Source organism: Pseudomonas sp. NPDC087639 (assembly GCF_044743385.1).
Taxonomy (GTDB): domain Bacteria; phylum Pseudomonadota; class Gammaproteobacteria; order Pseudomonadales; family Pseudomonadaceae; genus Aquipseudomonas.
On record NZ_JBIUWI010000047.1, the window covers coordinates 18,079 to 40,245 of the forward strand.

The 22,167-nt window shown below is 61.0% G+C and carries 17 protein-coding genes; 7 read left to right on the forward strand and 10 right to left on the reverse strand.

Annotation, left to right across the window (positions count from 1 at the left end):
- Positions 1-309 precede the first annotated feature (309 nt).
- The 4 genes from ACIOVB_RS19090 (at position 310) to ilvD (ending at position 5,656) form a co-directional block, all read left to right on the forward strand.
- A complete protein-coding gene (locus tag ACIOVB_RS19090) occupies positions 310-1,383 on the forward strand; it encodes a SagB family peptide dehydrogenase (RefSeq protein WP_401270320.1) in 1,074 nt (357 codons plus the stop codon).
- The gene (locus tag ACIOVB_RS19095) at positions 1,380-2,357 is read left to right on the forward strand and encodes a diiron oxygenase (RefSeq protein ID WP_401270323.1); all 978 of its coding nucleotides are present in this window, start codon (positions 1,380-1,382) and stop codon (positions 2,355-2,357) included. Before ACIOVB_RS19090 ends, ACIOVB_RS19095 begins: the two co-directional genes overlap by 4 nt.
- Complete coding sequence (locus ACIOVB_RS19100) at positions 2,350-3,582, forward strand: MFS transporter (protein WP_401270326.1); 1,233 nt, start codon at positions 2,350-2,352, stop codon at positions 3,580-3,582. The genes ACIOVB_RS19095 and ACIOVB_RS19100 overlap by 8 nt, the downstream gene beginning before the upstream one ends.
- A 256-nt stretch (positions 3,583-3,838) precedes the next feature.
- Positions 3,839-5,656, forward strand: coding sequence for a dihydroxy-acid dehydratase (ilvD, locus tag ACIOVB_RS19105; protein WP_401270329.1), 1,818 nt, complete (start codon positions 3,839-3,841; stop codon positions 5,654-5,656).
- A gap of 188 nt (positions 5,657-5,844) precedes the next feature.
- Here the strand turns inward: ilvD and ACIOVB_RS19110 are convergent, their stop codons facing one another.
- Positions 5,845-6,906 (reverse strand): haloacid dehalogenase-like hydrolase, encoded by a 1,062-nt coding sequence (locus ACIOVB_RS19110; protein ID WP_401270332.1) that lies wholly within the window; start codon positions 6,904-6,906, stop codon positions 5,845-5,847.
- 241 nt (positions 6,907-7,147) lie between these two features.
- Here ACIOVB_RS19110 and ACIOVB_RS19115 point away from each other — a divergent pair, with 241 nt between their 5' ends.
- Positions 7,148-8,539, forward strand: coding sequence for an L-cystine transporter (locus ACIOVB_RS19115; protein WP_401270335.1), 1,392 nt, complete (start codon positions 7,148-7,150; stop codon positions 8,537-8,539).
- 113 nt (positions 8,540-8,652) lie between these two features.
- Here the strand turns inward: ACIOVB_RS19115 and ACIOVB_RS19120 are convergent, their stop codons facing one another.
- On the reverse strand, positions 8,653-9,165 hold the full coding sequence (locus tag ACIOVB_RS19120; protein ID WP_401270337.1) for a dihydrofolate reductase: 513 nt from the start codon (positions 9,163-9,165) through the stop codon (positions 8,653-8,655).
- An 85-nt stretch (positions 9,166-9,250) separates the two neighbouring features.
- Here ACIOVB_RS19120 and ACIOVB_RS19125 point away from each other — a divergent pair, with 85 nt between their 5' ends.
- Both ACIOVB_RS19125 and ACIOVB_RS19130 read left to right on the forward strand, forming a co-directional pair.
- Positions 9,251-10,624 (forward strand): DUF2868 domain-containing protein, encoded by a 1,374-nt coding sequence (locus ACIOVB_RS19125; RefSeq protein ID WP_401270339.1) that lies wholly within the window; start codon positions 9,251-9,253, stop codon positions 10,622-10,624.
- A complete protein-coding gene (locus ACIOVB_RS19130; RefSeq protein ID WP_187679069.1) occupies positions 10,617-11,993 on the forward strand; it encodes a GTPase/DUF3482 domain-containing protein in 1,377 nt (458 codons plus the stop codon). The genes ACIOVB_RS19125 and ACIOVB_RS19130 overlap by 8 nt, the downstream gene beginning before the upstream one ends.
- Before the next feature lie 103 nt (positions 11,994-12,096).
- Here the strand turns inward: ACIOVB_RS19130 and ACIOVB_RS19135 are convergent, their stop codons facing one another.
- The 8 genes from ACIOVB_RS19135 to ACIOVB_RS19170 all read right to left on the reverse strand — a co-directional run bounded on the left by ACIOVB_RS19135 (position 12,097) and on the right by ACIOVB_RS19170 (position 22,096).
- Positions 12,097-12,654, reverse strand: a complete 558-nt coding sequence (locus ACIOVB_RS19135; RefSeq protein ID WP_401270342.1) for a phosphonate degradation HD-domain oxygenase — start codon at positions 12,652-12,654, stop codon at positions 12,097-12,099.
- Entirely contained in the window at positions 12,654-13,787 is a 1,134-nt protein-coding gene (locus ACIOVB_RS19140) for a TIGR03364 family FAD-dependent oxidoreductase (protein ID WP_401270343.1), read from the reverse strand. The genes ACIOVB_RS19135 and ACIOVB_RS19140 overlap by 1 nt, the downstream gene beginning before the upstream one ends.
- A gap of 146 nt (positions 13,788-13,933) precedes the next feature.
- Complete coding sequence (locus ACIOVB_RS19145; RefSeq protein ID WP_093429804.1) at positions 13,934-14,959, reverse strand: putative 2-aminoethylphosphonate ABC transporter substrate-binding protein; 1,026 nt, start codon at positions 14,957-14,959, stop codon at positions 13,934-13,936.
- A gap of 46 nt (positions 14,960-15,005) precedes the next feature.
- Positions 15,006-16,730: a putative 2-aminoethylphosphonate ABC transporter permease subunit gene (locus ACIOVB_RS19150; protein ID WP_401270345.1), complete on the reverse strand. Its 1,725-nt coding sequence runs from the start codon at positions 16,728-16,730 to the stop codon at positions 15,006-15,008.
- Positions 16,730-17,806 (reverse strand): putative 2-aminoethylphosphonate ABC transporter ATP-binding protein, encoded by a 1,077-nt coding sequence (locus tag ACIOVB_RS19155; RefSeq protein ID WP_401270348.1) that lies wholly within the window; start codon positions 17,804-17,806, stop codon positions 16,730-16,732. Before ACIOVB_RS19155 ends, ACIOVB_RS19150 begins: the two co-directional genes overlap by 1 nt.
- A 194-nt stretch (positions 17,807-18,000) precedes the next feature.
- Positions 18,001-18,366, reverse strand: coding sequence for a DUF6124 family protein (locus ACIOVB_RS19160; protein WP_401270351.1), 366 nt, complete (start codon positions 18,364-18,366; stop codon positions 18,001-18,003).
- Positions 18,367-18,901: 535 nt separating this feature from the next.
- On the reverse strand, positions 18,902-19,765 hold the full coding sequence (locus ACIOVB_RS19165) for a LysR family transcriptional regulator (protein WP_401270353.1): 864 nt from the start codon (positions 19,763-19,765) through the stop codon (positions 18,902-18,904).
- A 15-nt stretch (positions 19,766-19,780) separates the two neighbouring features.
- The gene (locus ACIOVB_RS19170; protein WP_401270355.1) at positions 19,781-22,096 is read right to left on the reverse strand and encodes a heavy metal translocating P-type ATPase; all 2,316 of its coding nucleotides are present in this window, start codon (positions 22,094-22,096) and stop codon (positions 19,781-19,783) included.
- Positions 22,097-22,167 lie beyond the last annotated feature (71 nt).

A 22,167-nucleotide genomic window follows, 5' to 3' on the forward strand; every position in this document is an offset into this window, starting at 1 on the left:
TAATTATTGAAACTTGCCCTACAAAGTCCATCTCCAGCTAAAGATTATTCCGACAAAATTACTGGAGCATTCCTACTTAATATCCACTTGCCAATAATCCATTACAAACTATTATGAAGTTGTCGCCACGAGGCGACTTAAACTTTCAACGAACAAGGAGTTCACATCATGAAAAAGATTTCTCTGGAAACCAACAAAATCGCAAACCTGGCTTTTCTGGTTGCTGCTAAAACCCGTTAAGTAAGTCAGGACGCTGGGGAGTGCCGGCAACTCAGCGTCCTTCCGACTTCAGCCAGAGTGAATAACCCCATGCACATCAATCCTTACCTGTTTATATTGCCGCGCTCGCCAAATCAAATAGTATGGAATTACAAAGAACATACTCAATATGAACTGGATATTAACTATTCATCGCGCCTCGCCCAACTAATAAACGATCCAGACTTGTTCGACACACACAACATAATAGACACACAATTACTCAGCGCGGGCATTCTAACCATTTCAAAAATCGACACCCCGCAATGGGGCTGGGATGAATTATCAAAGATCTATCATATCGGCACCCAAAACATTCCCTGCGAACACGCCCCTCAAAATATTCATGAGTGGTCCAGACAATATCTGGCGCACTGCAACGAAGTATTGGCTAGCCCGGCTCCCGCGACAGAACGCCCGCAGCATGAATCTGCACCGCGCATCGCCCTGCCCGTCCCCTGCGCATTGAGCAACGATAGCCTGAATAACGCGCTGCTCCAGCGAAAGACCTGTCGTTCCTTTACCGATGCAGCAATCACGCTCAGCGACGTCGGCACCCTGCTTTATCTTTCACTCGGTTATCTCCTCGAGCGCGACATTGATCGCGACGACACCATCGCCCAAGACCTCGGCGCACGTCGCAGCAGTCCCTCCGGTGGCGGTCTGAACGCATGCGAAGGCTTTCTGCTGGTGCAGAATGTCGAGGATCTGGAGCCCGGCATCTACGCCTATCACCCGGCGGAACACACCCTGAGCCGGGTTAATCCATTGCCACAAGCGGCACCGGGCGATTTGCTCGGCGGCCAGCATTTCATCAACAACCTGCCGCTGGGGTTGTTCATCACGGCCCGATTTGACCGGCTCTGGTGGAAGTACGAGCACTCACGGGCCTACCGCATGGCATTCGTCGAGGCCGGCCATCTGTCACAAACCTTTCAACTGGTTGCTACGGCGCTTGGCTTCAATACCTGGTTGACCGGCGCGTTTGCCGACAGGCAGGTCGAAACACTGCTCAAACTTGAGGAGAGCGCGGAACAGCCACTGTTCTTTGTCGGCTGCGGGAAAAGCGATGGACAGGCAATGTGCCAGGAAATGCGCGATCTGTTGCGTGAGGTCCAGACATGACCCTGCTGATCCCGGATCCGCACGAAGTACCGGTGTCATGGGCGCTCAAGTTCACCCTGGGGGACTGGGACAGTCGAGCCTCGGTACGCAGCAGCACCCACGACTATCAATTGCCGGACGATGTGCAGCAACAACTGCAAAGCCGCTACTGGTTCCCACCCGCCTTCCTGCCATATCTGGCTCACCCAGCGATTCAGGCCGCGGGGCGCGAGGTATTGCATCGGCTGACGGCCAATCACCTGGTGAATTTTCTCGACTACACCACGCTGCTCGAACACCGCATCGTCAATCGTGCGGTTGAAGTCATCGCGCATCGGGAGCTGCCCATTTACGTGCCGCTACCAATGAAACACGCGGCGCTGCAGCTCTACACCGACGAGGGTTACCACGCGCTGTTCTCCAATCGTCTCGCGGAGCAGATCGCCGGGCTTTACGGAATCACCGGACGGCCGACGATCCCCAAGCGCATCACCCGCATGAACGCACTGATCGCCCGTACCCCGGAGAAGAACCGTGCACTGGCATGGTTTCTGCTCGGCTTCGTCTCGGAGACCATCATTGCCCGAGAGCTGCTGGACATCTGCCGCGACACTCTGGTGTCCAGCGTGAACGACATGCTGCGCGACCATCTGGCCGACGAAGCCCGCCACAGTCGCTACTTTGCCGAAGTGTTCCACTACTGCTGGCTGTCCATGAACAGCCGCCAGCGCACGTTCGTGAGCAGAACACTGCTGGAGATCATCGGGATTTTCTTCGAGGTCGACGAACGCTGGCTGCAACAGAGCCTGCGTGGCGCGGGCATCGCGGACAGTGACGTGATGGAGATTGTCGGCAGCATGGCGACGGTGCAAGCCAACCGCGCGCGTGCACGATCAGGTTGCGTCGCTACGCTGGATGCATTGCGCAAGGCGGGATTTTTCGCCACGCCCCATAACCAGACACTTTTTGCCAAGGCAGGACTGATCGATGGATAAAGGAAAATCCGTGGCAACCGCCCGTCAACGTCGCGGGGCTGTCAGCCTGTTGCTCGCAATGGTGCTGCTCGGCGTGTTTCCACTGGATGTCCTGCTGCCTTCGTTTCCGGCACTGGCGGCGCACTTTCGCAGCACACCGGCGGACATCGCGCTGTCGATCAGTCTGTTCGCCGTAGGTATCGCGTTTGCCCAGGTGTTGATCGGCCCGCTGTCCGACGTGATCGGGCGCAAGGGCTTGTTGCTCGCCGGCATGAGCGTATCGATGCTCGGTGCCTTCGGTTGCGTGATAACCAGTGATTACACGCTGTTCCTGATGTTCCGGGTGGTACAGGCCGTGGGGTGCGGCTGCTTCGTGCTGTCCCAGGCACTGGTGCAGGATCTGTTCGAAGGTGAGGAGCGTGATCGACTGCGTATCCTGATGGTCACGGCTACCGGGATTTTCATCTCGGTATCACCGCTCGCCGGCACTTTTCTGCAAGCCACCCTCGGCTGGCGCGGCAGCTTCTGGGTGTTCACTGCGCTGGCTGCCGCGGTGTTGCTCAAGGCCTGGGTTTTCCTGGAGAACACCCGCCCCGCGGCCAGTGGCCCTCCCCTGAGTTTCCTCAGGGCCTATCGACGGGTGTTGGGAGATTTCGACTTCGTCGGCTACTGGCTGATTTCAGCCTTTGCGTTCGCCTGCCATTTCTCGTTTATCGTCATTTCACCGCTGATATTCATGGACCAGCTGCAATTGTCGGCCTATGACTTTTCGCTGATCCTGCTGGCGTATGGCGCCGCGTATGTCGTGGGGGGCATCATCGCCACCTTACTGAATCGACGTATCACGCCGGGCCGACAAATCATCACCGGGCTAAGCCTGATCCTGCTGTCGGGACTGGCGATGCTGTATCTGGCGGCCAACCATGTACTGGCCCCCGCGACGGTGCTGATTCCGATGCTGATCTGCACCGCCGGCACCACCATTGCGCGCCCGGCGGCCACCTCACGGGCCATGGGCCTGTTTCCCGAAAATGCCGGCACTTCAGCCTCGGCCGGCAGCACGATCATCTTCATCTGCGGCGGACTGATCAGTGCGTTGATCAGCCTCAGCCCGACCAATCTGCAATCGACGCTGGGCTACAGCTTCGTGCTGCTCAGCGGCATCGCGCTGATGCTCAGCAGCCGGATCAGCCAGCGCGCCAGGAACCTGCAGGCCATTGCGATCGCGCAGGCCGGTAGCGATTAAACCTGCCGGTCGTCATGCCACACGCACCGTCGGCACTGGAACAACGCTTTGCGCCATTCCCTCCAGACGCCAGCGGTGTAGAATCGCCTGATTCATCGCCATTCATCCCCCGGCGGGTTTATGAGCTCAGGCTGAGGCAAGCGGCGATCCCGCAAAGTCATCGGCAACTTCAGGACACACGGCCATTTCTGAGTGTTCCAGACGTCAATAGAAGCTCACTCCCCTTTGATACCTGATTAGCCGCCCGGAGTGCTCCATGCCAGATTACCGCAACATGGCCGGCGCCCGCGCACTGTGGCGTGCCACCGGGATGAAAGATGACGACTTCAAAAAGCCGATCATCGCCATTGCCAACTCCTTCACCCAGTTCGTGCCGGGCCACGTCCACCTGAAAGACCTGGGCCAGCTGGTTGCTCGCGAAATCGAGCGCGCCGGTGGCGTTGCAAAAGAATTCAACACCATCGCCGTGGATGACGGCATCGCCATGGGTCACGACGGCATGCTTTATTCGCTGCCGAGCCGCGAGATCATTGCCGACTCCGTCGAATACATGGTCAACGCCCACTGCGCCGACGCCATCGTCTGCATCTCCAACTGCGACAAGATCACCCCCGGTATGTTGATGGCTGCCTTGCGCCTGAACATTCCGGTGATCTTCGTTTCCGGCGGTCCGATGGAAGCCGGCAAGACCAAACTCGCTTCTCACGGCCTCGACCTCGTCGACGCCATGGTGATCGCCGCCGACTCCAGCGCTTCTGACGAGAAAGTCGCTGAATACGAGCGTAGCGCCTGCCCGACCTGCGGTTCGTGCTCCGGCATGTTCACCGCCAACTCGATGAACTGCCTGACCGAAGCCCTGGGCCTCGCACTGCCGGGCAACGGTTCGACCCTCGCCACCCACAGCGACCGCGAACAACTGTTCCTGCAGGCCGGCCGCACCATCGTCGAGCTGTGCAAGCGTTACTACGGCGAGAACGATGAATCGGTTCTGCCGCGCAACATCGCCAACTTCAAGGCGTTCGAGAACGCAATGATGCTCGACATCGCCATGGGCGGCTCGACCAACACCATCCTGCACTTGCTGGCGGCTGCCCAGGAAGCCGAGATCGATTTCGACCTGCGCGATATCGACCGTCTCTCGCGCAGCGTTCCACAGCTGTGCAAGGTTGCGCCGAACATCCAGAAGTACCACATGGAAGACGTGCACCGCGCTGGGGGTATCTTCAGCATCCTCGGTTCGCTGGCCCGTGGCGGCTTGCTGCACACCGACCTGCCGACCGTGCACAGCCGCAGCATGGAAGAAGCCATCGCCAAGTGGGACATCACCCAGACCACCGATGAAGCGGTGCATCACTTCTTCAAGGCAGGTCCTGGCGGCATCCCGACCCAGACCGCGTTCAGCCAGTCGACTCGCTGGGAAACTCTGGACGATGACCGTGAAAACGGCTGCATCCGCAGTTTTGAACACGCTTACTCGCAAGAAGGTGGCTTGGCCGTGCTGTACGGCAACATCGCCCTGGACGGCTGCGTGGTGAAAACCGCCGGTGTCGACGAGTCGATCCACGTCTTCGAAGGCAACGCGAAGATCTTCGAGAGCCAGGACAGCGCCGTACGCGGCATCCTCGCCGACGAAGTGAAGGCGGGTGACATCGTCATCATTCGCTACGAAGGCCCGAAAGGCGGCCCGGGCATGCAGGAAATGCTTTACCCGACCTCGTACCTGAAATCCAAAGGCCTGGGCAAAGATTGCGCCCTGCTCACCGATGGTCGCTTCTCCGGCGGCACCTCGGGTCTGTCCATCGGCCACGCCTCGCCAGAGGCTGCGGCCGGCGGCGCGATCGGTCTGGTGCAGGACGGCGACAAAGTGCTGATCGACATTCCGAACCGCTCGATCAACCTGTTGGTCAGCGACGAAGAACTGGCTGCACGCCGCGCCGAACAGGACAAGAAGGGCTGGAAACCTGTTGAAGTGCGTCCACGTAAAGTGACCACCGCGCTGAAGGCATACGCCCTGCTGGCGACCAGTGCCGACAAGGGTGCTGTGCGTAATAAAGCGATGCTCGACGGGCTGTAAGTCTTAGCTGCCGAAAAAAAAATGCCCCGCCAAGTGCGGGGCATTTTTTTGTCTGACACGAGCTACTGAACACTGTAAATCCCCTGTGGGAGCGAGCCTGCTCGCGAATGCGGTATGTCAGAAACGAAGATGGTGACTGACACAACGCATTCGCGAGCAGGCTCGCTCCCACATTCGATCTGTGTGGGTTACTGGATTTCTTCAGGCTTGACGATCACCCAGTTCTTGTCCGCCGTCACCGGCAAACCTTCCTTGGCCTGCGCTGCCGCGTGCTTGGCCATCATGCCGTTTAGCTGGGTCATGTATTTGTCCTTGCGGTTGATCCACAAGTGAATACCGCCCTTGGCCACATCGACATCGTGGAACAGCATGTAGCCGTCACTGGTTGGCGTATCGCCGCCTACCAGAACCGGTTTTTTCCACTCATCGATGTAGGTCAGAATCGCCGCGTGCTTGCCGGCCATCCAGGTCGCCGGGGTCCACAGGTACGGGGTCAATTCGAGGCCGAGGTTGGCCTTCTCGTCATACTTGCCGGCGGTGATCTGCTTGCGCGCGGTGGTCAGTTCGCCAGTCTTCGGATCCTTGAGCAGCAGCGACACACCGATGACGTTCTGCGGTTTGACGTTATAGCCGTACTTCGGATCGGCCGCGACCATGCGCACCAGTTCTTCGGAGGCGGCGGTCATCACGTAGACCTCGATGCCGTTCTCCATCAACTTGTTGTAGAGCTCTTGCTGACCGGTGAAGATCTTCGGCGGATTGACGTCGAGCTTCTTGACCACATCGCCTTCGTAATACGTCGCCGGCACCGGCTTGCCCGAGGCCATCAGCTCATCGACATAGCCTTTGAGTTCCTTGAGGGTGAAGCCGGAGAACACCTGCGCCACCCACGGGTAGCAGACCATATCGTCGATTTCGCACAGACGATAGTAGTAACTGAACAGGCTTTCCTTGTGGTCGGCGGTGTCCTTGAACGGCATCAGTTTCAGGGAAGGATCGAGTTTTTCGCGGGTGATCAGGCCCTTGTTTTCCATGAACGGCAGCAAGGATTCTTCAAGGTCGTAGCGGTAACTGGTGTTGTCCATGTCGAACACCGCGTAGTTACCCTTGTTGGCGTTGGCGGCGATCATCGCATCCAGTGCCTTGGCCTGATCGGCCGGCCAGTGTTTGAGGTCAGTGGCGAAAGCCTGACCGGCCAGGCCCAAACCTACCGTCAGTGCGACAGCCAGAAATTTCGGTGCGAATTTCATCGATGCTTTCTCCCTGAGCTAAAGACATCGACGCTAACAAATAAGTGTGACAGCCCTCGTCTGTCAGCGACTGTCCACGTCCCCATCGCGCCAGATGCATTGCCGAGAGCGACATCCGCTTATTCCAAAAGCGACTATCACCATACGTTTTTGGTATTAATTCATTGGAAATCAAACTGTTAGGCTTGCCGGTTCGCAGCAGCCCCGGAAGGCTGCTGGCAAAGTCTTTCCTGGAGATCTCATGAATCTACCGCTGATTCTCAACCTGCTGGTGTTCCTCGCCCTGCTCTTCGGTCTGGCGCAAACCCGCCACACTTCTTGGAGCCTGGCGAAAAAAGTCCTGCTCGCGCTGGTGTTGGGCGTAGCGTTTGGCGTGGCCCTGCACAGCGTTTACGGTGCCGGCAACCCGGTGCTGAAAGCCTCGATCGGCTGGTTCGATCTGGTCGGCAACGGTTACGTGCAGTTGCTGCAAATGATCGTCATCCCGTTGGTGTTCGCCTCGATCCTCAGCGCCGTGGCGCGTCTGCACAACGCTTCGTCGCTGGGCAAGATCAGCTTCCTGACCATCGGCACGCTGCTGTTCACCACAGCGATTGCGGCGCTGATAGGCATCGGCCTGACCAACCTGTTCGGCCTCACCGCCGAAGGTCTGGTCGCCGGCACGCAGGAAATGGCCCGTCTGCAAACCATTCAGAACGACTACGCCGGCAAGGTCGCCGACTTGAATGTGCCGCAACTGCTGCTGTCGTTCATCCCGCAAAACCCGTTCGCCGATCTGGCGCGGGCCAAGCCGACCTCAATCATCAGCGTGGTGATCTTCGCCGCGTTCCTGGGGGTTGCCGCGCTGCAACTGCTCAAGGATGACGTCGAGAAAGGTCAGAAAGTGATCAACGCCATCGATACCCTGCAAGCCTGGGTGATGCGCCTGGTGCGCCTGGTGATGAAGCTGACCCCGTATGGCGTGCTGGCGCTGATGACCAAAGTGGTCGCCGGATCCAACCTGCAAGACATCATCAAGCTCGGCAGTTTCGTGGTGGTCTCGTACCTCGGTCTGGGCCTGATGTTTGTTGTACACGGCTTGCTGGTGTCGGCGGCCGGGATCAACCCGCTGCGTTTCTTCCGCAAGATCTGGCCGGTGCTGACATTTGCGTTCACCAGCCGATCCAGCGCCGCAAGCATTCCGCTGAGCATTGAAGCGCAGACCCGTCGTCTGGGCATTCCGCAATCGGTGGCCAGTTTCGCGGCTTCGTTCGGTGCGACCATCGGCCAGAACGGTTGCGCGGGTCTGTACCCGGCGATGTTGGCGGTGATGGTGGCGCCGACCGTGGGCATCAACCCGCTGGATCCGCTGTGGATCGCGACGCTGGTGGCGATTGTCACGCTGAGTTCGGCCGGTGTGGCCGGCGTGGGTGGCGGTGCGACGTTTGCCGCGCTGATCGTGCTGCCGGCGATGGGCTTGCCGGTTTCACTGGTGGCGTTGCTGATTTCGGTCGAGCCGCTGATCGACATGGGTCGCACGGCGTTGAACGTGAGTGGTTCGATTACTGCCGGTGCGATTACCAGCCAGGTGATGCAGCAGACCGATAAAGAACTGCTGGATGCTGATGAGCATGCGGAGTTGGCGCAGGCTTAAGTAGCGCCTGAAAGACCGCTTTCGCGAGCGGGCTCGCTCCCACATTGGATCTGTGATCGACACAAATCCCCTGCGGGAGCGAGCCTGCTCCGGGCGGCGTTCCGACGAAGCTCTTAAGCTTTTTCCCAGACTTCGAAGTTGTACGCCGGTTTGTCGCCTTCAGCCGGATTCGGCACATTCGACACCAGTGTCCACTGGTTCAAATCAAACTCCGGAAACCACGCATCGCCTTCCGGGCTCAACGCTACACGGGTCAGATACAGACGATCCGCCTGCGCCAGCCCCTGCGCATATAACTGCGCGCCGCCAATCAGCATCAACTCATTGACGCCCTGCTCCTTCGCCCACTCTTCGGCGCGAACCACGGCAGCCTCCAGCGACGGATAAACCTCCGCACCTTCCAGTACCAGGTCTTGCTGACGGCTGACCACGATGTTCAACCGGCCCGGCAGCGGCCGACCGAGGGAATCCCAGGTCTTGCGACCCATGATGATCGGCTTGCCCAAGGTCGTGGCCTTGAAGTATTTGAAGTCCCCCGGCAGGTGCCAGGGCATGCTGTTGTCGACGCCGATCACGCGGTTTTCACCGAGGGCTGCAATCAGGCTGAGGGGGAGTGATTTAGTCATGCCGGCGAGGATACCAGAGCCTCGCTTGACCCGATAAGCGCCACAGCGGTTATGCTCACGGTTCAATTGAGCGACGGGATGCCGCGTGACACAACTGACTCCACTGCAAAACCTCTGGTTAACCGAAACCGTGCGCCTGCGCGAAGAACACGCAGGCCCCCTGGAAGATCTGGAAGCCAATCGTCTGGCCCGCGCGGCCGGCGGTGATCTGCCGAGCCGTATTCAGCGCCGTGCGCTGTGGCTGGCCGAGCGTGACGGATTGACCAACGCTCTCAAACACTGGCTGCAAGGCGCGCGTCTGGCGCTGGTGCTGCTGATGGTTTTCGCCGTGTTGAGCGGCGCCGGACTGGCCTTCGCCGCGCTCGGGCAAACCCCGGTCAATGTGTTCTGGGCCTTGGGCAGCCTGCTCGGGCTGAATCTGATTCTGCTGCTGAGTTGGGCGCTAGGGCTGATCTTTGCCGGCGAACACGGCGCCACCCTCGGGCGCCTGTGGTTATGGCTCAGCGAAAAACTTGCCCGCGATGCCAAAGCCGCGCAACTGGCGCCGGCCCTGCTGCTGATGCTGCAACGCAAGAAACTCAATCGCTGGGCCCTCGGCGCAATGGTCAACGGCCTGTGGCTGCTGGCGATGCTCAGCGCGTTATTGTTGCTGCTGACCCTGATGGCGACCCGGCGCTACGGCTTCGTCTGGGAAACCACCATTCTCAGCGCCGACACGTTCATCAACATGACCCAGGCCCTCGGCTCGCTGCCGGCGCTGCTCGGTTTCAATGTGCCGACGGTGGAAATGATCCGCGCCAGCGGTGACGGTGCGCTCGATATCGAAAGCGCGCGTCAGGCCTGGGCGACGTGGCTGGTGGGCGTGCTGGTGGTTTACGGCGTGCTGCCGCGCCTGCTGCTGGCGCTGTTGTGCTTCTGGCGCTGGAGCAGTGGCAAATCGGCGCTGCGCCTTGACCTGAACCTGCCCGGCTACGCCCAACTGCGCGAACGCCTGATGCCGACCAGCGAGCGCCTCGGTGTCACCGACGCGGCGCCCGAGCACCTGCACCGCGTCGAAAGCAGCGTCAGCGAACACGCCAGCGACGGCGCATTGCTGGTGGCGATCGAACTCGACGAGCAACGCCCATGGCCGCCCGCGTTGCCAAAGAACGTCAGCAATGCCGGCGTCCTCGACAGCCGCGAATCGCGTAACAAACTGCTCGAACAACTCAGCCGCTTCCCCCCGGCACGGTTGGCGATTGCCTGCGACCCACGGCGTTCCCCGGATCGCGGCAGCCTTGCGCTGATCGCCGAACTCGCACGCAACGCCAGCGCCACCCGCGTCTGGCTGCTACAGGCGCCACCTGGCGAAGCGCTGGACGCTGAACGCCTCGGTGACTGGCACATCGCGCTGCAACAGTTGGAGCTGCCATTTGCCGATAGCGCGCCGTTGAACTGGCTGGAGAACGGTCATGACTGATGCCTTCAAAGCACCGCTGAAACTCGCGGTGGTCGGCCACACCAACGTCGGCAAGACCTCGCTGCTGCGCACGCTGACTCGCGACGTTGGCTTCGGCGAAGTCTCACATCGGCCGAGCACCACCCGACATGTCGAGGGCGCGCGGTTGTCGGTGGATGGCGAGCCGTTGCTCGACCTCTACGACACGCCGGGGCTGGAAGACGCCATCGCCCTGCTGGATTTTCTCGAACGCCTGGAGCGTCCCGGCGAACGCCTCGATGGCCCGGCGCGATTGGCGCGGTTTCTCGACGGCAGCGAGGCGCGTCAGCGTTTCGAGCAGGAGGCCAAAGTGCTGCGGCAACTGCTCGCTTCCGACGCCGGGTTGTATGTGATCGACGCCCGCGAGCCGGTGCTGGCGAAATATCGTGATGAACTGGAAGTGCTGGCCAGTTGCGGCAAACCGCTGCTGCCGGTGCTGAACTTCGTCAGCAGCGCCAACCACCGTGAGCCGGACTGGCGCGAGGCGTTGGCGAGATTGGGCCTGCATGCGCTGGTGCGTTTCGACAGCATCGCACCGCCGGAGGATGGCGAGCGGCGACTGTATGAAAGCCTCGCGCTGCTGCTGGAAAATGCCCGGCCGCAACTGGAGCGGTTGATTGCTGATCAGCAGGCTCAGCGCCTCGCCCGTCAGCAAAGTGCAGCACGGTTGATCGCCGAACTGCTGATCGACTGCGCCGCGTGCCGACGCAGTGTGGTCAGCGAGGCCGAGCAGGAACAGCAAGCCATCAGCGAATTGCGCAAGGCTGTGCGTCAGCGTGAGCAGAAGTGCGTCGAGGCGTTGCTCAAGCTCTATGCGTTCCGCCCGCAGGATGCAGCGGCCAGTGATTTGCCGTTGCTGGATGGGCGTTGGGGCGATGACTTGTTTAACCCGGAAACCTTGAAGCAACTCGGTGTGCGGGTGGGCGGCGGGATCGCTGCCGGGGCTGCTGCCGGGGCGGGCGTCGATTTGCTGGTGGGCGGAATCACCCTCGGTGCTGCCGCGTTGGCGGGTGCGATTGCCGGTGGCGCGCTGCAAACCGCACGCAGTTATGGCAGCCGCTTGCTGGGCAAGATCAAGGGGCAGCGGGAATTGACGGTGGACGATGGGGTGTTGCGGCTGTTGGCGTTGCGGCAGCGGCAGTTGCTGTTGGCGCTCGATCAGCGCGGGCATGCGGCGATGGATGCGGTTCAGGTGGCGACACCGCAGGACAAGACCTGGCGTGAGGGCAAGTTGCCTGAAGCGTTGAGCAAGGCGCGGGCACATCCGCAGTGGTCGTCGCTGAATCCGCACGCGAAGTTGAATCAGGCTGAGCGGCAGGAGCAGATTGAGTCTTTGGCCAAGGATTTGTAGCGGCTGATCTGGCGCTATCGCGAGCAGGCTCACTCCTACAGTGGATCGCGCTCACCTTGTAGGAGTGAGCCTGCTCGCGATAGCCGCACCTCGGTCCAAAGACTCAAGCAGCAAGAAGTCGCACCGCTTTCTCCTTCAATACCCCAAGATCAATCACCGGCACCGCCGTCTCCTTCGCCAACTCATCCCACTGGCGCATCCGCAGACTGACGGCACACAAGGGATCACGCTCGAAAGCATCCGCCTCAGCCTCCGTCATCACCCCGCCCTGATAGTCCAACGTCCTGCGACTCGCCTCACTCAACCGCTCGAAATACCCCGGCTCACGCAAGGTCAGATAGCGCTTGGCCTGCACGTGATACTCCACCAACCGCGCCATCCGCTCGCCGAATCCCGCCTCACGCAAATACTCCGCGCCAAGCCGTTCATGGCTGACCACACCATAGCCGCCCATGTTCTCCGCGCCCTGGGCACACAAATGGCCGATGTCGTGGAAGAACGCCGCCAGCACCACTTCATCATCAAACCCTTCAGCCATCGCCAACTGCGCAGCCTGAGACATGTGCTCGATCTGCGACACCGGCTCGCCGATGTAATCGCTGCTGCCAAAGCGTTCATACAGGGCAAACACCCGATCAACGACCTGCGCGTGCCCCGCCATCACATTTCCTCCAGCAACTGCGCCACATTGCGCTCGGCCATCGCCGGGCCGACGCTCATGCCGACACCAGTGTGCATCAGCGCCACACTGAGCCCCGGTGCCGGGCGCAAGAATGAAAACGGCCCCGGCCCCCGGGAACCATAGACACCCTGCCAACGCTCGACCACTTGCACCTTGCAGCCCAGCGTCTGCTCGGCCAGTTCAATCATCCAGTCATCCACTCGCTCGGCGTTGAACGGTGACGGATCGCTGCCGTAGTGATGTGAATCACCAATGATCAATTCGCCGTACGGGGTCGGGCTGATCAGCAAATGAATGCCGTTTTCATGCAGGTGCGGTTGTTCACGCAGGATCTGCGCCTGCACTGCCGCCGCCTCTGGCAAATCGGCGAAGGCGCCGTAATGCACGCAACTCAGGCCGGTAAGCAAGGCGTGTTGCAAATTCAGTTCGACTTGCGGTTTGGCCCGGAGCATTTGCAGGCGGCAGATTTGTGGGTCGAGTGCGGCAATCGGCTCGGCCAGCAGGGTCTGATAATCGTGGCCGGAGCAGACGATGATTTGCTCGGCGGTGAAGATCCCGGCCGTGCTGTGCAGGCGCCCCGGTTCGACATCGCGCACCAGCGTGGAGAAGTGAAACTCGACGCCGAGGTCGCGGCGCAGGTAATCGATCAGCGCCGGAATCGCTTCACGCGAGTACAACTGTTGATCATCCATGCCGTGGAGTGCGGCGCGGTGATGGCTGAACTGGCCGTGGTACAGATCGCGCAATGCGGCGCCGCGCAGCAAGTCCACGTTGTAACCGTGTTCCACGGCGCGGCCGGCGCAGAAGGCCTCAAGCAAGTGCTCTTCGGCTTCGGTTCGGGCGAACAGGTACGAGCCGTTGCGCTTGATTTTCAGGCCGGCGAGTTGCGCCCAGTCGCCCCATATCTCGCGGCTGGCCTTGGCCAGTTCGAGCATCGGGCCGGGTGGCTGGCCAGTGACCAGTGCCTGACCGAAGTTGCGCACCGAAGCGCCGAGGGGCGTGGCGGTACGTTCGAAAACCGTAACCTTCAGGCCGCGCTTGGCGGCGGCGTAGGCGTGGGAGAGGCCGAGAATGCCGGCGCCGATGATGAGCAGGTCTTGGTGTTGTGTCATTTAGAGGTGCTCTGAATGAGAGACCGCTTTCGCGAGCAGGCTCGCTCCCACAGGGGATTTTTGGTGCCCACGGACTTTGTGTTCACTGAAGATCCAATGTGGGAGCGAGCCTGCTCGCGAAGGGGCCCTGTCAGTCAATAAAGATCTTACTTGGCCACGACTTTCTCGGACTTGCCGTCATAGCGCTTGCGCCACTCGGTGAGGATCTCGTCGCGGTTCTTCGAGGCCCAGGCAAAGTCGTTCTTGATCAAACGCTGCTCATAATCCGCCGGCAATTCAGTCTGCGGTTTGGCGATGCCTGGTTGGGCGAGAACGGCGAAGTTCTCTTTGTACAGATCCATCGCTTCGGCGCTGGCGGAGAAGTCGGCGAGTTTCTTCGCGGCTTCTTCATGCGGCGTGCCTTTGATCACGGCGGTCGCTTCGATCTCCCAGCCCAGGCCTTCCTTCGGCAGGATGATGTCCAGAGGCGCACCTTGACGCTTCAGCTGTACCGCCGGGTATTCAAAGGAAATGCCGATCGGGAACTCCCCCGCCGCCGCCAGTTTGCAAGGCTTGGAACCGGAGTGAACGTATTGGCCGATGTTCTGGTGCAGGCCGTCCATGTAAGCCCAACCCTGCTTTTCGCCGAAGGTTTGCAACCAGGCGCTGACGTCGAGGAAACCGGTGCCGGAGGACGCCGGGTTCGGCATGACGATCTTGCCTTTGTACTCAGGCTTGGTCAGATCCTGCCAGCTCACCGGTTTGCTCAGACCCTGCTTCTCGGCCTCGACGGTGTTGAAGCAAATGGTTGCGGCCCACACATCCATACCGACCCAGGCTGGCGGGTTGGCGGCGTCGCGGTAGTTCGCGCCGATCTTGCCCAGGTCCTTCGGCGCGTAGCTTTGCAGCATGCCTTGCTGATCGAGGATCGCCAGGCTGGAAGCGGCCAGGCCCCACACGGCGTCAGCTTGCGGGCGGGCCTTTTCGGCCAGCAGTTTGGCGGTGATGATCCCGGTGGAATCGCGCACCCACTTGATCTCGACGTCCGGGTTGGCCTTTTCGAAGGCTTCTTTGTAGGACTTGAGTTGTTCGGCTTCGAGGGCGGTGTACACCGTCAACTCGGTTTTTGCCGCAAAGGCATTCAGGCTGAAAGTAGCGAGCACAGCAGCGGCCAGGGCCATAGGCTTGAACATGATCGTTTTCCTGTCTTTTGAGTTGAAGGGCAGTTGAAGGTGCAAATCAGTGACCGGGCGCGGTTTGCCGCCAGGCCTGGGAACGGCGCAGCAAGCCGCGCGAAGCCCACGCCAGCAGCAAGGACACGCCCGCCGAGGTGAACAGAATCAGGGTCGACATCGCCGCCGCGCCGCCGACGTTGCCGGCGTCATCCATGTTCAGCACCGCCACCGCCGCGAGGATGGTGTCGGGGCTGTAGAGGAAGATCGCCGCCGACACGGTGGTCATCGCCGAGACGAACAGGTAGCGCACGATGTCGAGCAGCGCCGGCAGGCAGATCGGCACGGTCACGCGCAGGTAATGCCGGTACAGCGGCGCCTTGAGCGACAGCGCGGCGGCTTCGAACTCGGCGTCGAGCTGACGCAGCGCGGTGGTCGCGGTCATTTGTGCGGTGGTCAAATAATGCGCAATGGTGCAGACGATCAGCAGCGTCATCGTCCCGTACAGCACGTGCAGCGGGTTGCCGGTCAGGTTGAAAAAGAAGACATAACCCAGACCGAGCACCAGCCCCGGCACCGCCATCGGCACAAAACTGAGCATGCGCAGGGCCAGGTTGAGGCCACGTTGGGTGCGGGTCTTTTCCATCAGATACGCGCCAGTGAAGATCAGCACACTGCCGATCAGCGCCGTGCCCAGCGCCATCTTCAAACTGTTGCTGTAGGCCAACCATCCACCGCCGGCGGTTTCGTTGAACTGGTAGTGGTTAAGCGACAGCGACAGGTTGTACGGCCAGAACTTCACCAGCGACGAAAACACCGCCATGCCGAACACCAACAGCAACGCCGCGCAGATCAGCAGGACGATCACCAGATAACAGCCATCGCGCAGTTTCGACGGCGCCGGTTTGAACACCTGAGCGCGGCCACTCATGGAATCGCCGTGACGTCGGCGCAACCAGGCATCGACGCCGAAGCTGAACAGCGCTGGCACCAACAGCACCATGCCGATCAACGCGCCGCGACCGAATTGCTGCTGGCCGACCACGGCTTTGTAGGCTTCCAGCGCCAGCACCTGATAGTCGCCACCGACCACCACCGGCACGCCGAAATCGGTGATGGTCAGGGTGAACACCAAACAGAACGCGGCGAACACAGCCTGCCGGGTTGCCGGCCAAGTGATGCTGCGAAACGCCTTGGCCGGGCTGGCGCCCATGCTCGACGCCGCATCGAACAGCCGCGCATCGGCCAGCGACAGCGCCGAGAGCAAAATCATCAGCGCATGGGGAAAGGTGTAAATCACCTCACCCAGCACAATCCCCCAGAAGCCGTAGATGTTGTCCGAGAGCAACCCGCGCAACATGCCCTGATTGCCGAACAGATAAACCAACGCAATCCCCGGCAGCATCGATGGCGCCATCAGCGGCAGCAGGGAAATCCCGCGCCAGATGCCCTTGGCCGGAATCAACGTGCGTTGCAGGGCGTAGGCAAACAGATAGGCCAGCGGTACGACGATGGCCGCAACGCTGAGGGAAACTTTCAGGCTGTTGCCGAGCAGCCAGTGGAAATTCTCGCTGGTCACCAGCTCCTTCGCCGCGACCCAGCCACCGCCCTGCCCCGCTTCGCTGCTGAAGCCACGCCAGAAGATCGCCAGCAACGGCAACAGCACCGCAACGCCGAGCAACACCAGCAGCAAGAGTTTGCCGCCGACCACAAAAATCCGGTCGCCGACTTCGGCACGGGAAGTCTGCCGCACCTGCTTGTGCGGTAGCGGCAGCGCGAGGTTGCTGTTCATCAGGCAAACACCTGCAGGCTGCGCGGCGGCAACGCGACCATGATCTGCTGGGCGCCGAGGCGCGGCATGGCTTCTGGCGCCAGTTCGGCGAGTAGCGCGTGGCCCGGCAGTTGATCGAGTTCGAAGCTCATACGGCAGCGATTGCCGAGGAAGGTGATCTCGCGCACCTTGGCCGGGAACAGGTTTTCCTCATGCACCAGCGGATTGACGCTGATCGCTTCCGGGCGGCAGAACAGTCGACCCGAGGCGCCGCTGACGCTGCCATCAGCCAGACGCACATCCATCCCGCCAACCCGGGCGTGGCTGTCGCTGCTGCGCTGGAATGGCAGCCAGTTGCCCTGACCGACAAACTCCGCCACAAACGGCGTGGCCGGGCGGTTGTAGATTTCCTGCGGGGTGGCGTACTGCTCGACGCGGCCGTTGTTCATCACGGCGATGCGGTCGGCCATCAGCATGGCTTCGTCCTGATTGTGCGTGACCATCAGGGTGGTGATGCCGAGGTTACGTTGCAGTTGACGCAGTTCGGTACACAGATGCTCGCGCACCCGGGCGTCGAGGGCCGACATCGGTTCATCGAGCAACAACAGCGACGGTGCCGGCGCCAAGGCACGGGCCAGTGCAACCCGTTGCTGTTGGCCGCCAGACAACTGGCCCGGGTACTTTTTCTCACTGCCGGTGAGGCCGACCAGCTCAAGCATCTCACCCACCCGGCGGCGCACTTCATCGCGACCGCTGCCGGCGAGGCCGTAGGCAATGTTCGCTTCGACGGTCAGATTGGGGAACAGCGCGTAGGACTGGAACAGAATCCCGTAGTCCCGGGCTTGCGGGGCGAGGTGCGAGACGTCGCGGGCGCCGAGGTACAACTCGCCGCTGTCCTGTTTTTCCAGCCCGGCGATGCAGCGCAGCAGCGTGGTTTTACCGCAACCCGAGGGGCCGAGCAGACAGACCAGCTCACCGGCCGCGACGTCGAGGGAGACGTTATCCAGCGCAGTGAACGCGCCAAAGCGCTTCTGCACGCCGCGCACTTTCATCGGCGCACCGGGGTTGGTCAGGGCAGTTGCGATTGCAGGATTCATGGGACAGACCTCATCAAGCAGATGAGGCCAATCCTAGAGTTGTAATGCGTCCGTCATGTGGCAGTGAGGCAAAAACGGCTGATAGTGGTATTCGGGGATTTGGGTTCACCCCCGATCATATGAAAACCCCAGACCGGGTAAGCCCGGCCAACCGCACTCAGCGGCACCTGCACAGGCGCCGCTGAGTGCGTTGATCACTCCGTCGGCACTAACTTATCCAACACCCGATTGACCGCCAGCTCTGCCAGCATCACCACTTGGGCGATGCCTTGCAGGGTTTTGCGGTGCGTGCCTTCAACCATTGCCACATGGTTGTGCAGCAACACGATGGCCGAGCCGAGGGTTTCACTGGCGTCCGCGATCAGGGATTCGGTGTCAGCCTCGGGGTGCGCCATGTACAGCGTGTTGGGTTTGTAAGGTGCGGCCATGATGGCTGCAGTTGGCGGGCCGAGATAGTGGTCGAGGGCGCGCTCGGCGGCTTCGTGGAATTTCTTTGAATCGGGCGATTCGTAGGGGGAGCCCGGGTCGGTGACCGGCGGGTTTGGCGTTGGTTTGAACATTGAGTCTTGCTCCAGAAGAGCCGCAGCCATCTCGCTACTAAACGAAAGGGGTGGCAGCTGTGCGCAAGTTAGTAGACCGGCAGAAGACTCAAGATCCGGCGCACCCGAAGATGCCATGCGCACAGCCACCATCAAATGCAAGCGAACGCCCGACTGGATGATACTTGTGCAACCGTAAGTCTACTGAACCGGGCTACTAAACCCGATCACTGGGAATCAGTGATGCGAACCAAGTTACGCAGCCCGCCCAAGGCGCACAAGCCGGCGGATTCTGGTGCATGCGTAGGCAGCGGCGCAAGGATTTGTAGGCTGTCGGGCGTAACACCGAGTGTCTTTAAACACCTGTGCTGGAAAGGGTTTATTGCACGACAGGGATTGTGGATTTGCCTGTCGGAGTTTGCTGCGGCGACTGACGCCTTCGCGAGCAGGCTCGCTCCCACAGGGGATTTTGGGTGTTTACAAATTATGTGTTCACCACAGACCCTAGGTGGGAGCGAGCCTGCTCGCGAAGAGGCACGGCCATTCACCGCAGCATTCAGGCCGGAGACATCTCCTGCGCCAACCCCAAAAACGCTGCCGGCAACCGCGCACTCTTGCGCTCCTTGAGGCAATACAGATACTCAGGAATCTGCGGTGCATTCTCGATGGTCAGCACGCGTAACTGCGGATCATGCGGCACTTCCTGGCGGGCAATGATGCTGATGCCGATGTTGCGCAGCACCGCCTCACGAATCGACTCGCGGCTGCCGATCTCCAGCAACGGGCCGAAACTCACGCCCGCGCCAGCCAGTAGCTCTTCGGTCAACCGCCGCGTGGTCGAACCGGTTTCGCGCATCAGCAAGGTATGCCCGGCCAGTGCGTTCAACGTCACATGCTCATGCGCCGCCAACGGATGATTGCGATGCACTGCCAGCACCAGCGGATCGGTGCCGAGCACCCGGCGAATCAGCCGCGCGTCATCGAGCAACTGCGATGACGCGGCGACGTCCACCCGGTAATCCTCAAGCGCTTCCAGCACCTGCTGCGAGTTGCCGATTTCCACCGACACTTCCACTTGCGGCAGGCGTTCGCGAAAGGTCTTCACCAGATCAAGGATGTAATACGGCGCGGTGGCGGCGATGCGCAGCGTCCCTTGCACCTGGCCGCTGTTGCGCAGGAAGAACTCGATATCGGCCTCCTGCTGCAACAGCGCCTTGACCATCGGCAGCAACCGCGCGCCTTCGTCGCTGACGCTGAGGCGGCGACCGCCCCGGTAGAACAGCTCTACCGAATACTGGCTTTCCAGATTGCGGATCTGCGTGGTCACGGTCGGTTGGCTGAGGCCGAGTTTCTTCGCCGCCAGGGTGATGCTGCCCAAGCGGGCCACCATGTAAAACGCCTTCAGCTCGGCACTCAGCACAACCGTCCCTCTCGTTTATTTGCGCAGCAGGCGCAAACCGTTAAACACCACCAACAGGCTCACGCCCATGTCGGCAAACACCGCCATCCACATGGTGGCGAGTCCGGCGAAGGTTACTCCAAGGAAGATCGCTTTGATCACCAGTGCCAACGCGATGTTTTGTTTCAGGATGCTCGCGGTATCGCGCGACAGGCTGATGAATGCCGGGATCTTGCGCAGATCATCGTCCATCAGGGCGACATCAGCGGTTTCAATCGCAGTATCGGTACCGGCGGCGGCCATGGCAAAACCGATCTCGGCGCGGGCCAGCGCCGGGGCGTCGTTGATGCCGTCGCCGACCATGCCGATGCGATGACCTTTACCGTAAAGCTCTTCAATGGCTTGCAGCTTGTCGGTCGGCAGCAAGTCACCCTTGGCTTGGTCGATGCCGACCTGCGCGGCAATCGCCTGCGCGGTGTGGACGTTGTCACCGGTCAGCATCAGGGTTTTCACGCCCAGTGCATGCAACTGACGGATCGCCTCGCGGCTGGTCTCCTTAACGGTGTCGGCCACAGCAAACAACGCCAGCGGGCCGGACTTGTCGAGCAGCAACACCACGGACTTGCCCTGTTTCTCCAGCGCAAAGAGCTTTTCTTCCAGTGCCGGCGAGCACAGGCCCAGCTCTTCAACCAGGCGATGGTTGCCCAAGTGATAGGTCTGGCCGTTGATATCACCCTTCACGCCACGCCCGGCCAGCGCTGCGAAGTTATCCACAATCAGCGCGGCGAAGTTTTTATCCACAGCATTCTTAGCGATGGCCAGCGAGACCGGGTGGTCGGAGCGACCGGCCAGTGCGGCAGCAATTGCCGGGGCCGTGGCGTCGGCGGTCGGGTCGAGGGACAGGTAGTCCGTCTGCACCGGTTTGCCGTGGGTGATCGTCCCGGTTTTATCCAGCGCCAGATAGTCGAGCTTGAAACCGCCCTCCAGGTACACGCCGCCCTTGACCAGAATGCCTTTGCGCGCCGCCGCCGCGAGGCCGCTGACGATGGTCACCGGAGTGGAAATCACCAAGGCACATGGGCACGCGACCACCAGCAACACCAGCGCGCGGTAGATCCAGTCGAACCACACGGCGCCCATAAACAGCGGCGGAATGATCGCCACGGCCAGGGCCAACACGAACACTACTGGGGTGTAGATGGTCGAGAATTGATCGACGAAGCGCTGGGTCGGTGCGCGGGCGCCTTGTGCCTGTTCGACGGCGTGGATGATCCGCGCCAGGGTCGAGTTGTTCGCCGCCGCGGTGACCGCGTATTCCAGCGAACCGGCCTGGTTGATGGTGCCGGCGAAGACTTTGTCGCCCACGGCTTTCTCAACCGGCAGGCTTTCACCGGTGATCGGCGCTTGGTCGATGGTCGAGTTGCCGCTGACGACTTCGCCGTCCAGTGCAATGCGCTCGCCGGGTTTCACCCGCACGCGGGCACCGAGTTCGACGACTTTCACGTCCTGTTCGAGCCAAGTGCCGTCGGCCTGCTGGACGGTGGCCTGTTCCGGGGTCATCTGCATCAACCCGCTGATGGCGTTGCGGGCTCGGTCCAGCGAGCGCGCCTCGATCAACTCGGCCACGGTGAACAGGAACATCACCATCGCGGCTTCCGGCCACTGGCCGATGAGGATGGCACCGGTCACCGCGATGCTCATCAGCGCATTGATGTTGAGGTTGAGGTTCTTGAGGGCGATCCAGCCCTTTTTGTAGGTGGTCAAGCCGCCACTGAGGATCGACACCAGCGCAATGATCGCCACCACCCAGGTCGGCGCGGCGTTGGTGAAGTGGATGACTTCCGCCACCAGAGCACCGACGCCGGACAACGCCAGCGGCCACCAGTGTTTTTTCACTGGCGCGGGGGCCGGAGCTTCGACGCCAGCCTCCAACGGCTCGGCGTGCATGCCGAGGGATTTGATCGCCTCGGTGATCGGCTCGGTGCCCGCCAGCGTGTGGGTCACGCCGAGTACGCGGTTGATCAGGTTGAACTCCAGTTGCTCAACGCCCGCCAGTTTGCCGAGTTTGTTCTGGATCAGCGTCTGCTCGGTCGGGCAGTCCATCGCCTCGATGCGGAAACTGCTCAGCCGGGCGTCCGCGCTTTTCGCCTCGCTCAGTTGCACCAGCGCAGGCGCGGTCGCTTTCGTCGAGCAGCATGAATCTGCGCTCGTTTGAACTGGCGCAGGCGCAGCGGCTTTCGACCCGCAGCAGGAATCGCCGCCATGGTCGTGCTTATGCACAGGCTGCAATTTTGGGCTGTGGTTATGATCGTGCCCGTCGCCGGGCTTGTGGGTGTGCTGGGAATCGCTCATTGGTCGCGTCCATGAAGGTGCCTGTTGCCAAGTAAAGACCCTGTAGCCACTATAGGGTCAAGCACCCTTTT

Bases quoted from the DNA above. Each gene is read 5' to 3' on its own strand.
- ACIOVB_RS19090 (WP_401270320.1), top strand. From the start codon at position 310: ATGCACATCAATCCTTACCTGTTTATATTGCCGCGCTCGCCAAATCAA.
- ACIOVB_RS19095 (WP_401270323.1), top strand. From the start codon at position 1,380: ATGACCCTGCTGATCCCGGATCCGCACGAAGTACCGGTGTCATGGGCG.
- ACIOVB_RS19100 (WP_401270326.1), top strand. From the start codon at position 2,350: ATGGATAAAGGAAAATCCGTGGCAACCGCCCGTCAACGTCGCGGGGCT.
- ilvD (WP_401270329.1), top strand. From the start codon at position 3,839: ATGCCAGATTACCGCAACATGGCCGGCGCCCGCGCACTGTGGCGTGCC.
- ACIOVB_RS19110 (WP_401270332.1), bottom strand. From the start codon at position 6,906: ATGAAATTCGCACCGAAATTTCTGGCTGTCGCACTGACGGTAGGTTTG.
- ACIOVB_RS19115 (WP_401270335.1), top strand. From the start codon at position 7,148: ATGAATCTACCGCTGATTCTCAACCTGCTGGTGTTCCTCGCCCTGCTC.
- ACIOVB_RS19120 (WP_401270337.1), bottom strand. From the start codon at position 9,165: ATGACTAAATCACTCCCCCTCAGCCTGATTGCAGCCCTCGGTGAAAAC.
- ACIOVB_RS19130 (WP_187679069.1), top strand. From the start codon at position 10,617: ATGACTGATGCCTTCAAAGCACCGCTGAAACTCGCGGTGGTCGGCCAC.
- ACIOVB_RS19135 (WP_401270342.1), bottom strand. From the start codon at position 12,654: ATGGCGGGGCACGCGCAGGTCGTTGATCGGGTGTTTGCCCTGTATGAA.
- ACIOVB_RS19140 (WP_401270343.1), bottom strand. From the start codon at position 13,787: ATGACACAACACCAAGACCTGCTCATCATCGGCGCCGGCATTCTCGGC.
- ACIOVB_RS19145 (WP_093429804.1), bottom strand. From the start codon at position 14,959: ATGTTCAAGCCTATGGCCCTGGCCGCTGCTGTGCTCGCTACTTTCAGC.
- ACIOVB_RS19150 (WP_401270345.1), bottom strand. From the start codon at position 16,730: ATGAACAGCAACCTCGCGCTGCCGCTACCGCACAAGCAGGTGCGGCAG.
- ACIOVB_RS19155 (WP_401270348.1), bottom strand. From the start codon at position 17,806: ATGAATCCTGCAATCGCAACTGCCCTGACCAACCCCGGTGCGCCGATG.
- ACIOVB_RS19160 (WP_401270351.1), bottom strand. From the start codon at position 18,366: ATGTTCAAACCAACGCCAAACCCGCCGGTCACCGACCCGGGCTCCCCC.
- ACIOVB_RS19170 (WP_401270355.1), bottom strand. From the start codon at position 22,096: ATGAGCGATTCCCAGCACACCCACAAGCCCGGCGACGGGCACGATCAT.